A 13,324-nucleotide genomic window follows, 5' to 3' on the forward strand; every position below is an offset into this window, starting at 1 on the left:
CAGATGGCGGGGATCAACCAGATCAACTCTGCTGTGGCACAACTCGATCAAATGACCCAGCAAAATGCCTCACTCGCAAATGACGTCAGCCATTTGAGTGAAGATATCCTCGGAATGTCACAGTCATTGAGTGATACGGTGGCAAAAACAAAATATCGAAAAGAGTCGGAGAACCGTGTATGCCGAATCGACATGATGTTTGAAACCAATAAACTCAAATTTGACCATGTCAATTTTAAAAACAACAATTTCGGAAAGCTCAAAGAGAGTGTCAGTGCATGGACAGTCACCAACGAAACCCAATGTGATCTGGGTAAATGGATTCAAGCACATAACAATGAGAGCTATGCAAAGGGACCTGAGTGGAACGATCTTCTGACTCACCATGCTCATGTTCATCAAAAAGTTCAAGAATTCATCAACCGTGAAAAAAGCGGCGGACATCCTGAGGAGCTTGAACGAATCGCTAAAGAGATCGAAAACGATACGACAAAAGTATTCGCATCCCTTAATAAAGTCCGTGTTGCGGCTTGCCTCGAAGATCAATAATACTCTTTTCTCCCCTTTAGGGAGGGAATCCTTCTCCTTTCTAAAATCTACACTTTATTAATAAAACTTATTTTGCCACAAAGCTGCAACACTAAAGTTCTACAATTTTGTCATATTCTACAAAAGGAAATTCATGGATTTTATTAATAACCTCGCAACCCGTTCAAAGCTTACCCTTTTGACGACAATTGCGTTACTTGCACTTATTGTCGTTGGATTAGTCGGTATACTAAAACTTTCAACAGTTAATAAAGGACTTGAAACGGTTTATAATGACCGTGTTGTTTCTCTTGATCAGCTTAAAAAAATAGCTGATGCTTATGCCGTTAATATCGTTGATACGACTCATAAAACACGTAACGGTAATATTAGTTTCGATGACTGTGCAAAAAGCATTACCGATTCAAAAAAAATAGTTGATGATAATTGGAAAGCCTATATGTCAACCTATTTGACACCTGAAGAAGCTGATCTTGCAAAAGAAGCTCAAGAGGCTATGGCAAAAGGAAATACTGTAACAGAAAAAATTCTAGGTGCTTGTAAAGCTCAAGATGCTGCTCAAGTTGCACAAATTAGCATCAATGAGCTTTATCCACTTATTGATCCTATTGGAGAGAAAGTTTCTGCACTAATGGAATTACAACTACGTGTAGCTAAAGCAGAAAAAGAAAAAGCGACTGAGATTTATGAATCTTCTCGTATTCTTGTAATTTCTATCATTATTTCTTCCTTTATTTTGATGGTTCTTTTAGCAACTCTTATTATTAAAGATGTTACAGCAAAACTTGAAAAAGTAAAATTAGGTCTCCTCTCTTTCTTCCGCTTCCTAAATCGAGAAACTACAAAAGCAGAAACAATCACTCTCGATTCTGAAGATGAATTCGGACAAATGGCAAAAGTAATTAATGAGAATATCGCTGTTATCGAAAAAGGGCTTGTAGCCGATGCGAATGCGGTAGCCAATGCAGTTCAAGTGGCTAATAAAGTTAAAGCGGGTCATTTGAATGAACAGATCAATGTTATTCCGAACAATCCTCAGTTGGTAGAGCTTCGTAACGTTCTCAATGAAATGCTTACAGGTCTAAATGGTAACGTTGAAAAAGCACTCAATGTTTTAACTGTTTATTCGACGAATGATTTTACTCCACGTGCCGATAAAGCGTCACTTCAAGGTGAAGTAGCCAGTTTGATCGATGGTGTTAATAACCTTGGAAATGAAATTACTACGATGTTGAGCACTTCACTTCGCAACGGTATCGAACTCCAATGCGATGCAGGTAATCTCAAACAAGCAGTAGAATCCCTCTCCACCGCGAGCAACCAACAAGCGGCAAGCTTGGAAGAGACAGCGGCGGCAATGGAAGAGATGACCAGTAATGTCCAACAGAATGCCCAGAAAGCAAACGATATGGCATCTATGGCGGCACAAACCGACGCCAGTGCCAAAGAAGGTGCAGAACTGGCACAACGTACCGCAACTGCTATGACAGAGATTCAAGTTGCTACCAACTCAATCAATAATGCCGTTGCTATTATCGAAAACATTGCATTCCAAACCAATATCCTCTCTCTAAATGCCGCTGTTGAAGCGGCAACTGCAGGAGATGCAGGTAAAGGGTTTGCGGTAGTTGCCCAAGAAGTACGTAACCTAGCGAATCGTTCAGCCGATGCAGCTAAAGAGATTAAAGCGATGGCAGAACAAGCGGCTACTAAATCCAATGAAGGGATGTCTATCGCTACCGAACTCACACGTGGGTTTGAAGTAATAGCCGGTAAGATCGAACAAACCACTATGCTCGTTCAAGATGTTAGCAATGCATCCCGTGAACAGATGCAGGGTATCGGTCAGATCAATACCGCTGTCACACAACTCGATCAAATGACCCAAGAGAATGCGAAGATCGCGGCTGAAGCCGATGCTATCGCCAATGCAACCATCGATAAAGCCTCTGCTATGGTAGCAGATGCTTCGAGCAAAAACTTTGTCGGAAAAAACGAGATTCAAGCTCAGGTGAATACGCACAAAACGCTAACCCATAAACCGACCACACGTCCAATGACTAAACCATCGGCAACTCTCTCACCAAGACCAGCCTCCCCTGCTCCGAAACCCTCAATTAAGAGCAGTAACGACGATGTCTGGGAAAGCTTCTAATTCTTACAATTCTTAAGCCCTTTTTGGGCTTTACTCTTCTATTCTACAAATGATATCATTGATTTTATAATACCACAAAAGTATTCGCATCCACAATAAAGTCCGCGTTGCGGTATGCCTTCAAGATCAATAACTCTGATTTTAATCCTCTCTTCTTCTCCCTTTTATGTAAGTATAGAAATTGTCACAAACCCGCAACACTAAAGAGATAAAGTTTGCTTATACAACAAAAGGAAAAAAATGAACTTAATCAATGACCTAAAAATTTCAACGAAAATGACATTGTTATATCTTATTCCATCGATAGCGGCGGTACTAAGTATATTACTTACTTTCCAAATGAATTCAGAAAACGGACTATTTCCAACAATAATCTTATTGTTAGGCATAGTATTAGGATATGCGATTAGAAGTTCTATATTAAAAAGTGTTACGAAGCTAAATAATGACTTCGTAAATCTTAGTGTTCAACACGACAATGCTATTCAATCTGCAGAAAATGATTTATCCGCAATCAATGCACTTGAAATAATTGCACAGCAGGCATCTCTTGGATTTGTATCGGTGCGTGTTCACTCTAAAGCAGGAAGTCAAGAACTTAAAAATGCAATTACGTCCATTAACCGAATGTTTGAAGTTTTTGAAGATATATTTTCTCAAGCAAATACAATACTTGTCTCTTATTCTCGATCAAATTACACTGCCAATGTAACAGTAGGACAATACGGTGGTGAAGTAGGAGGATTATTGCTCTCACTTAAAGCACTTGGAGAAAGTACCGGAGATTTTATTGCTTTGATTAGTAATAATGGAAAAGAGCTAAGCAGCGGAGCACAGATTTTAAATATATCGAGCGAAAGCCTTTCCACAGCTGCTAACGAACAAGCAGCTAGTCTTGAACAAACAGCAGCAGCTGTAGAAGAACTAACGAGTAATATTTCTACAAATAGCCAAAAAGCTATTGAAATGGCTTCCCTAGCACGTGAAACAGAACAGGCGGCTAATGACGGCAAGTCACTCGCCGACACAACCGTACTTTCAATGAATGAAATCAGCAAAGCAACACAGTCAATAAATGAAGCTGTCAGTATTATTGAAAATATCGCATTTCAAACCAATATCCTCAGTCTTAATGCTGCAGTCGAAGCAGCTACTGCAGGAGATGCAGGTAAAGGGTTTGCTGTTGTTGCCCAAGAAGTACGTAACCTTGCAAATCGAAGTGCCGAAGCGGCACAACAGATTAAAATACTTGCCGAACTCGCCAATACTAAATCAAAAGACGGTTTGCAAATCAGTGAAAATATGATGAAGGGATTTGATCTCATCAACCATAAAATTTCACTAACCACCGAACTTGTACAAGATGTCGCCAATGGAAGTCGTGAACAAATGATTGGAATAAATCAAATCAATACAGCCGTCTCCCAACTCGATCAAATGACACAACAAAATGCCCAAAATGCCAATGAAGTCACTTCTTTGGCCAGCGGAATTCTGATTTTGGCTGAAACATTAAACGATATAGCGTCAAAAACGACTTTTTACCCTGAAAGCTGTGATCGCATTTGTCAAGTAGATATGATGTTTGATACTACCAAACTAAAACTTGATCATGTCATTTTTAAAAACACAAATTTCGGTAAACTCAAAGAGCAAAATATCAAATCGTGGATCGTTACTACTGAGACACAATGTGCACTTGGAAAATGGATACAAGAACATAGTAATGAATCATATGCGCAAGGAAAAGAATGGAAAGAACTTCTAGCAAATCATACCCACGTTCATAGAAAAGTACAAGAATTTGTAAATATGAAGACTTCCGGAAAACTCTCAAATCATGAGATTAAAGTACTTTCTCTCGAAATAGAGCAGGATACTGCTTATGTTTTCAACGCATTAAATCAAATTCGTGCTTTAGCATGTAAAAAGTATTCCTCATAGTAAAGGAGCATAATTTTTTACTAATGCATTCAAAAAGCACGATATTCGATTAATCTAGGTAAAACATTATGAAAATTTTGCTTTTAAAAAAAAACAGCCCATTAACATATGCAATTTGTGAATATTTGATTTCTGTGTTTCACACTGTCGATTATTACGAAAAAGACGAAGATATCATGAATATCATTCATAATGTCCCTTATGATATGTATCTGATAGATATCCCAAGCAACGACTCCTTTGAATTCAATTATTTAAAGATAATTAGAGAAAATTATTCGAAGGCGCTGATTATTGTGACCAGTTCAAATCAATGTATAGAAAGTGTTGCATCTGCATTTATTACAGGATGTAACGATTATCTAAAAAAGCCTTTTCATCTTAAAGAACTCGAACTACGTATTAATCGATTTATTCCGTTTTTAATTGATGAAAAATCATCTATTATTGCATTAAATGAATACTACACATTTGATACAAAGACCTCTACATTATTCTACGAAGGAAAAGCACAGTATTTCACTAAAAATGAATCTTATCTCATCTCGTTATTTATTGAAAATAGAAATACCATTCTTACAGAAAAGCAAATAAGTCTATATATTTGGAATGACAGTATGAGTGATTACGCAAAGATACGCTCACTTATCCGGCATGTTCGGAAAAAACTAAGAACTAACTTTATACAAAATATCCGAGGATTAGGCTATATGTGGGTAGATATAATATAGCTTCACCTCTTTAATCATCCACTTGCTCTAAATTTATAAACTTTTGACAATGATGTAAAAAATCTAAATGATAGTAAAACTAAAAATCATGGATTCTTGGAAATGCTGATTATTAAATAATCACAATTGACTATCAATGCAACAAATATGCAACACTAACGCTATAGGATACTTAAAAATTAACGAATAAAAAAGTGTCTAGTTTTGGGGGTCATTCCACTAAATATGACTCGGCATTAATCAAATCTTTATGTTTTGCCACAAACTTGCAACACTAATATGGGATACTGCTAAGACAGATTAGAGATACCGAAAAATTAATCTACGGTTATGACGTTTCGAAAAGTATTGAAGGAATAGTTATGAAGAAAATATGGAATTTACTGGAAGACGACTCCGGTTTTCCCTCGTTGGAAGATGCGGGCTATACCATCGCTTCAGCCGAAGAGGCAGATTGCGATGTAATGATCTGTGGATTGGAACATGTTGAATACGCGGGAGCTTTGGTAAATCCTTATGAAAGCTTTTTTATCGTCGCACTCGACAATCCAGACCATGAACGTCACTTAGTGCCGAATACCTTTAGCGCATGGATCGACCGTAAACGGCTTCATCGTTTACCGAGTATGCTCGACGCATATCGATCCCATATCGATCAAAAAGGGAAAACACGAGCGCTTCGCGACACGCTCCAGCGTTTTAGCGTCGATACGTCAGTGCACTTTGCGAACCTTGAGGGGATCAAGCTCAATATGCGCGAGAGTACCAAAGAGATTGAGACGATTTTCGAAGAGCGTGTCGAAGAGATGCGTGCCATACATAAAGATACTACCCTCGCCCATGACAAGCTCACTGCCCTAAAAGAACAGATTGTTCCGAAAGAGTTTAACGATTTGGAAGAGTCATGGAATATGACCCGATCGATTCTCGATCGTACTGATGAAGTGATCAAAGCGATGTTCGGATTTATCATGGTACTTCAGTGCGAAGACCGCATTACCCAGATGATCGATGGAATCGGAAAGATCATGGATGATGATATCAATTATGCAGCAGAGATGGGATGTATCCTCTCTCCGGATGAAGAGGCCGCACTTAAAGAGCGTCTCGTACCGTTTTACACCATTCAAGATCAACGTGATTTTGTACAGGGTAAAGATGACGCTATGCAAAAATGCAAGCCGGATCAAAGTGAAATAGATGAGTTCACTCTGTTTTAAAATCTGCCTCATGTGAGATAACGGTTTAGTGTTGCCTGAGAGGGCTAAAAAAAATTAACTTATGGAGAGAAAAAATGCCAAAAATTCTAATTGTAGATGATTCAAATATGTTGCGTGATATGGTCAAATATGCTTTAAATGAAGGTGGATACCCGGATGTTGTCGAAGCAGTAGACGGAGTGGACGGTTTGGAAAAAGCAAAATCGGCAGTTTTTGATTTAATCGTTACCGATATCAATATGCCGAATATGAACGGATTTGATTTAATCGTCGAGCTACGCAAGCTTCCGACGTATGCGAAAACTCCGATTTTGACCCTTACGACCGAGAAAAACGATGACATGAAAGCAAAAGGAAAAGCTGTCGGAGCGACAGGCTGGATCGTTAAACCGTTCGTACCCGAACAGCTTCTTAAGGCGGTGGGAATCGTCCTGAGCCGATAAGGATACCTATGGCAGTGTTTGATATTAATAAATATCGTCAAATGTTTTTAGAAGAAGCGGAAGACATATTTGAAACCATCGATACCATTTTGCTCGAAGCGGAAGAATCGGGTGATATGGACAATGAAACGGTTAATTCTCTGTTTCGTTCCGTCCATACGCTCAAAGGGAACTCGGCTTCGGTAGAACTTGCTATGTTCGCCGCACTTGCCCATGAACTTGAATTTTTCATGGACAGATTACGCAACGGTGAACTCGCATTTGAAGAGAGCATGGCAGAGCTTCTGATTGAAGGGGTCGATACCCTCAAGCAGATTTTGGAGATGGAACTCTCCGGTGAACTCGAAGAGAGTTTTTTCCATACAACAAAAATGTCTTTACTCCAAAAAATTGAATCGTTTAGCGAAGACGCTCAAGAGATGGTAGAGTTAGTCATTCTCGAAGAGGAAAAAGATGATTTTGGATTGCTTTTACCGACCGATGATGATAAAGGGTTCGGACCCATTTCGGGTGAATACTCTGAGAAACCAGAAGAGATGCCTGAAAGTATGGAAGAGTATTTCGGACTCTTCGATGATGAGGCTCCGCAAAGTGAACTTCCTCCATTCGAAGATGTTTTCGGACTTTTCGATGATCTTGAAGAGATAACGATGAAAGAGGCCAAAGAGGAGATGTTCGGATTCTTCGATGAGCTAGAAGATCACTCCATCTCTGTGGCAACCGTTTCATCAAGTGCAGAAGAATCGGATGAGGATCATTTCGGGTTTTTTATGGAGATAGCGCCTCAACTGAAACCAAAAGCTTCTCTACCGGAAAAGAGATCTGAGCCGAACCCTAAAGAGGCACACCCAGAAGCGGCAGTAGATGAATCAAAGGTAGCAAAAAAGTTCAAAGCTGATACGACTTCCAATTCGATTCGTGTCGATCTCTCGAAGATTGACGGGTTGATGAATAATATCGGAGAGCTCGTCATCGCTCATTCGATGCTTTCTCAGTATATTTATACGATGGAAGACCAAAAAACAAAATCTGATTTGAGTGAGCGGCTCGAACTGATCGATCGTCATATCCGCGAGCTGCAAGAATCGGTTATGAGTGTCCGAATGGTTCCGATGGAGACCGTCTTTTCGAAATTTCCGAAAGTCATTCGTGATACAGCGAAGAAACTCGACAAAAAGATCGATTTCCGCAGCTTCGGAGAGAGCGTCGAGATCGATAAGGCAATGATTGAGGGGCTAACCGATCCGTTGATGCATATCGTACGAAACGGTCTTGATCACGGTATCGAATCTCCTGAGCGACGACGTAAAGCGGGCAAACCCGAAACCGGTACTCTAATGATGAGTGCGGAGCAGGCTAACGGTCAAATGATTATTAAAATCCAAGACGACGGTGGCGGGATCAATCTTGCCAAAGTAACCGCCAAAGCGTTAGAAAACGGCGTCATAGATGAACACCAAGCGTATTCTATGAGTGATGAAGAGAAAGCGATGCTTATCTTCGCACCGGGTCTTAGTACGGCTGACGCTGTCACTGATATTTCCGGGCGCGGTGTCGGGATGGATGTAGTTATGTCTAACATCAAAAAACTCGGCGGAATCGTCAAAGTCGATACTGAAGAGGGGTATGGAAGTACGTTTACTATTGCACTTCCTCTGACCCTCGCGATCTTGGATGGGCTTAATATCCGTGTCGGAACGGAGCAGTTTATTTTGCCTCTCTCAGCCATTATCGAATCGATCAAACCTGAAGAGGAGATGATCAAACAAATCGGTGATACGCAGTCAGAAGTGTTGATGCTTCGCAACGAGTTTATCCCTGTCGTACGGTTACATACGATTTTTAACGTTGAATACGAGCATCAAAAACTCTCGGACGGGTTGTTGATCGTGGTTCGCTCGGCGGCGCAAAAAATCGCTCTGTTCGTTGATGAATTTATGAATCAGCAGCAGTTTGTCATTAAGCCGCTCGATCGAAATTTCCGTAATGCACGAGGAATAGGCGGAGCGACGGTACGCGGAGACGGAACCATCGGTCTTATCATCGATACGATGAACATATTAGATAAAAACTACTAGGAGAGCATTATGTCAATCATAGAGAGCAATCAACTCCTCACTTTTAAACTCGGAAATGAAACCTACGGGATTCAAATCTCTAAAGTGAGAGAGATCCTAACCTACCCTACCGTTACCCCTATTCCCGACGCGTCACGCTGGGTTAAAGGGGTGATTAATTTGCGCGGAGAAGTGGCTCCCGTCATCGATTTACGGGTACGATTTAACATCAATAACGACCCTGTTTATACGAATCGCACGATCATTATCGCCGTTAAAACCCAAGATGCACGGATGATAGGTCTGGTCGTCGATGAAGTATCCGATATGGAAAATGCCGAACTCGACCGCCTCTATCCGGCACCCGATATGGGGACGTCAATCGCTCCCGAATATCTCAAAGGGCTGTTTAAAAAAGAGGACAAAATGATTGTAATCCTTGATATTGACCGTATTTTGGATAAAGAAGAGATGCAAAAGCTTTCTCGTCAATCTCCTGAGACAACGCATGTACTCAGCGCGTCAGCTTGATCGTGCGCGTGATCTCGCGTATCGTCATAGCGGGATTACGCTGGGTGACAATAAAGATGTAATGATCTCTAATCGTCTCGATAAACTGAAGCGTTCTCTTAATTCCGATGATATCGATGCGATTTTAGCATTGGTTGAAAACGGCCATCACATTGAGATATTTGTCAGTACATTTACCACCAATAAAACTAATTTTTTTCGTGAAACGTTTCATTTTGATGATCTCAAAGAGCGGGTCGTCAAACAGGCTATCGAATCGAATCAGCCTCTTAAAATCTATTGTTCTGCGGCTTCGACGGGTGAAGAGCCCTACTCGATTCTGATGACGATAGAAGAGGCTAATCGCGAATACAAAACGGCATTGTCGAATTATTCCCTCCTTGCGACCGATATTGATTTGGATGTCTTAAAACATGCCTCTAACGGTATCTATGAGTGGAATAAAAATGCGGATGATTTTCCTTCATGGATAAAGCCTGCTGAGTATTTTAAACGCAGAGCGCATCCAACAAAAGAGGATGATTATCTGATTAAAGTCAAAGATCATCTTATGCGTAAAGTTCGGTTTGATCAGATGAATTTAATGTCAGTAAGCTATCCGTTTAAGTCTGAAGAATTTGATGTTGTTTTTTGTCGAAATGTACTTATCTATTTTAATCAAGACGATCAAAACGCTATTTTGAAAAAACTTTTTAGAACCCTTAAATTGGGTGGAACACTCTATCTTGGACATTCAGAAAGTCCGTTGGAACTTGCCCCTTATGTAGAGCGGTGCGGACAAAATATATTTGTAAAAACAAAAGAGTACTTATGAAAATTATCAAAGGGACGGTAGATTCTAAAATCGTTAAATTATCCCATCCTGATGCAATCAAATACATACAAAACAAAGAGACGCTCGGAATTATCGGCGGTGAGTTTGCTATAACCTACGATAGCGATAATCTCCCTATTACGACACTGTTGGGATCGTGTGTTGCGGTAATGCTGTATGACAGCGTTTTGCAGATCAAAGGGATGAACCACTTTCTTTTGCCCTCCTCCTGTACGCAGGGGACGTCATGCCGGTTCGGTCTTTATGCGATGGAATCGATGCTGAATGAAATGTATAAACTTGGATGCCGTAAAGAGAATATTAATGCGAAAATTGCCGGAGGAGCCAACGTCCTGCACAATTTCAGCGACAACATCGGGGAGCGCAACGTGATGTTTGCCCGAAGTTTTTGTCGCTCCGAGGGGATTCGGGTGGTAGCGGAGAATGTTTTGGGAACAAACGGGCGGGTCGTTATGCTCGACAGTGCTTTTAATACCGTCTCTAAAACAATCATAAATCGTTCGATGGATGAGCGGCTGGCGAATGCCGATCGCGAATTGGAAAAAATTATCAACAAAACTGATAAGGTTCCGCTCGATAACGCTGTTACCTTATTTTAGGAGAATCAGATGTATACGGTTATTGTAATTGACGACTCTCCTCTGATGCAGCGTATCCTCTCAGACATGATTTCGCGTCTTGAAGATTTTAAAGTGATTGCAACCGCATCGGACGCTTTTGAAGCTCGTGATCTGATTAAACAGCATGAGCCTGATTTGGTCACTATTGATATCAATATGCCAAAAATGGACGGAGTCACATTTTTACGCAATTTAATGCGGCTTCATCCGATGCCCGCAATCGTTATTTCTACGGATGCGTCACGCCATCACGATGTTTTCGACGACGGTGCCGTCGGCTTTATCGCGAAAAAAGGGATTGGCGAAAAGGATGAATCATTTTTTGCGCGGATCGAAGATACGCTGATGCGTTTGACGTTTTTAATTGATCGCTATAAAACGAAAAACAGAGCCAAAAAAGAGCCTATCGAGATCGAAACAGAAAAAATCCATCCTGATGCGCTGCTTGTAAAAAAACCGGCACTCATTCCTGCATCCAAAGTCATTGTGATCGGAGCATCTACGGGAGGCGTTGAGACCCTGATGAGGATATTTTCTCAGATCTCCCCTCCTCTTCCGCCGATATTGATCACGCTACACATTCCGTTCGGATTTTCGGGAAGTTTTGCGGAGCGGCTCAATCGACTCTCTGCTTTGAGCATTAAAGAGGCGCAAGAGGGTGATATGGTAAATGAATCATCGGTTTATATCGCTCCGGGAAACCGACATATGCTTTTGGAAAACCGTCAAGGGAAATATTTTATTAAACTTCTCGACGGTCCCCGTATCAGCCGTCATAAACCGAGTGTCGATATTCTTTTTCGCAGCGTCAACAATGCCGCCGGCTCAAAAGCCATGGGGATCATGCTAACGGGGATGGGAGATGACGGTTCTATCGGAATGAAAGAGATGTATGACTCGGGTGCATTGACAATAGCACAAAGTGACAAAGATTGCGTTGTTTTCGGAATGCCGCTCAAAGCTATCGAAGCACAAGCCGTTCGCGAAGTAGTACATTTGGGTGATATCCCTCAGCGTATCCAGACTTTTTAAGACACAACACGCTGAGAACAGAATTTAAGATAGGTTGTATATGAAAAAAATACTCATAGTAGATAAGAATAGAGAAAGTCGATTATATCTTCGTACCATGTTAGAAGAGTATGCCCATGATACACGAAAAAAATTTGTGATTTATGAAACCGATAACGGTAATGAAGCGGTTATGATGTCCGATCACGAGAATTACGATATGGTCTTCATCGATGTTGAAATTTCTGAGATGGAGAGTGCGAAAGCAACGGAGCTGATTCGTGAAAAAAATTCCAAAGCGATGATCGTCGTTGTCTCTGACTCAAAAGACCCTGAAATACGGAGCCGAATCTTGCGGAGCGGAGCGGAAGATTACATCAAAAAACCTCTCGACACCGATCTTTTTTACTCACGGTTAGACAACTATACCGCACTGATCAAATCACGCCGATTGCATCTTTCTATCCATGAAGGGCATAACCTTTACGGGGATGCAACGTATGGTCGGACTATCTCATACTTTATCAAAGAATATGATGTTTTGGCTGAGTTTTGGGAATATTATCTCCTTGAGACGCAAGAGACGAGAACCCTTACCGATGCATGTCGACGATGCAATGTCGGAAAAAGTATTCTCAATTCACATCAAGCGTCTACTCGTCTATCCGATACCGTACGTGCGATTTATGACATCTCCATACAAGCGCTTAATATCAACGTGACACCGCATATATGGATCGAAGAGTCTGATAAAAACATCTACTTTACCATCGAAGGTTTGAGTCAAATCAACCCTGATCGGATCAGGGCGATTCTAAACAAAATCCCTGAACTCAATACGTATATATTTGACCACTATAAAGTTACCATACTCATCCCTCGTGAAAAAGTCGATCTGTGTAAAGTTGAAATTCCGTCTGATCCAAAAAAGAGCAGCGAGACGATTATCATGACAGAGACACCAAAGAGTGAGATTCAACCGCAAGTCGTCGCAGAAACCTCTGTGGAGCCTGTCGTTGAAAATCAAATCTTTTACTATATGGATGAAGAAGATTTAGAAGATATCAAAGAAAATCTTTCGCGGCTAAATACCCTTTTACTGATGGTAGGAAGCGGAGATATCCGTTACGATGAAGTTGAAGAGATCGCTTATTATCTCGATAGGATCGGAAAATCTGCATCTATCTATTCAGAAAGCTATCCGATTGCGAGATCATTAGGCGAATTG

12 protein-coding genes are annotated in these 13,324 nt (G+C 40.8%); all 12 read left to right on the forward strand.

Going from position 1 to position 13,324, the window contains the following annotated elements; genetic code table 11:
- Nucleotides 1-549, forward strand: a 549-nt coding sequence (locus tag A2517_RS01525; protein WP_294893605.1) for a CZB domain-containing protein, incomplete at its 5' end; no start/stop codon positions are given.
- A gap of 133 nt (nucleotides 550-682) precedes the next feature.
- Nucleotides 683-2,704, forward strand: coding sequence for a methyl-accepting chemotaxis protein (locus A2517_RS01530; RefSeq protein WP_294893606.1), 2,022 nt, complete (start codon nucleotides 683-685; stop codon nucleotides 2,702-2,704).
- 240 nt (nucleotides 2,705-2,944) lie between these two features.
- Nucleotides 2,945-4,648, forward strand: a complete 1,704-nt coding sequence (locus A2517_RS01535) for a methyl-accepting chemotaxis protein (protein WP_294893607.1) — start codon at nucleotides 2,945-2,947, stop codon at nucleotides 4,646-4,648.
- A 68-nt stretch (nucleotides 4,649-4,716) separates the two neighbouring features.
- On the forward strand, nucleotides 4,717-5,379 hold the full coding sequence (locus tag A2517_RS01540) for a response regulator transcription factor (protein ID WP_294893608.1): 663 nt from the start codon (nucleotides 4,717-4,719) through the stop codon (nucleotides 5,377-5,379).
- A gap of 362 nt (nucleotides 5,380-5,741) precedes the next feature.
- On the forward strand, nucleotides 5,742-6,599 hold the full coding sequence (locus tag A2517_RS01545; RefSeq protein ID WP_294893609.1) for a hypothetical protein: 858 nt from the start codon (nucleotides 5,742-5,744) through the stop codon (nucleotides 6,597-6,599).
- Between the two features lie 74 nt (nucleotides 6,600-6,673).
- Nucleotides 6,674-7,042, forward strand: a complete 369-nt coding sequence (locus tag A2517_RS01550) for a response regulator (protein ID WP_294893610.1) — start codon at nucleotides 6,674-6,676, stop codon at nucleotides 7,040-7,042.
- Between the two features lie 8 nt (nucleotides 7,043-7,050).
- Nucleotides 7,051-9,120 (forward strand): chemotaxis protein CheA, encoded by a 2,070-nt coding sequence (locus tag A2517_RS01555; protein WP_294893611.1) that lies wholly within the window; start codon nucleotides 7,051-7,053, stop codon nucleotides 9,118-9,120.
- 9 nt (nucleotides 9,121-9,129) lie between these two features.
- Complete coding sequence (locus A2517_RS01560) at nucleotides 9,130-9,630, forward strand: chemotaxis protein CheW (protein WP_294893612.1); 501 nt, start codon at nucleotides 9,130-9,132, stop codon at nucleotides 9,628-9,630.
- Nucleotides 9,608-10,444, forward strand: coding sequence for a protein-glutamate O-methyltransferase CheR (locus A2517_RS01565; protein WP_294893613.1), 837 nt, complete (start codon nucleotides 9,608-9,610; stop codon nucleotides 10,442-10,444). Before A2517_RS01560 ends, A2517_RS01565 begins: the two co-directional genes overlap by 23 nt.
- Nucleotides 10,441-11,064 (forward strand): chemotaxis protein CheD, encoded by a 624-nt coding sequence (locus tag A2517_RS01570; protein ID WP_294893614.1) that lies wholly within the window; start codon nucleotides 10,441-10,443, stop codon nucleotides 11,062-11,064. The genes A2517_RS01565 and A2517_RS01570 overlap by 4 nt, the downstream gene beginning before the upstream one ends.
- A gap of 9 nt (nucleotides 11,065-11,073) precedes the next feature.
- Nucleotides 11,074-12,117: a chemotaxis-specific protein-glutamate methyltransferase CheB gene (gene cheB, locus A2517_RS01575; RefSeq protein WP_294893615.1), complete on the forward strand. Its 1,044-nt coding sequence runs from the start codon at nucleotides 11,074-11,076 to the stop codon at nucleotides 12,115-12,117.
- Between the two features lie 40 nt (nucleotides 12,118-12,157).
- Nucleotides 12,158-13,324 (forward strand): PleD family two-component system response regulator (locus tag A2517_RS01580; protein WP_294893616.1); only part of this gene is annotated, 1,167 nt, incomplete at its 3' end.

The sequence above is a fragment of the Sulfuricurvum sp. RIFOXYD12_FULL_44_77 genome (assembly GCF_001830725.1).
Taxonomy (GTDB): domain Bacteria; phylum Campylobacterota; class Campylobacteria; order Campylobacterales; family Sulfurimonadaceae; genus Sulfuricurvum; species Sulfuricurvum kujiense_A.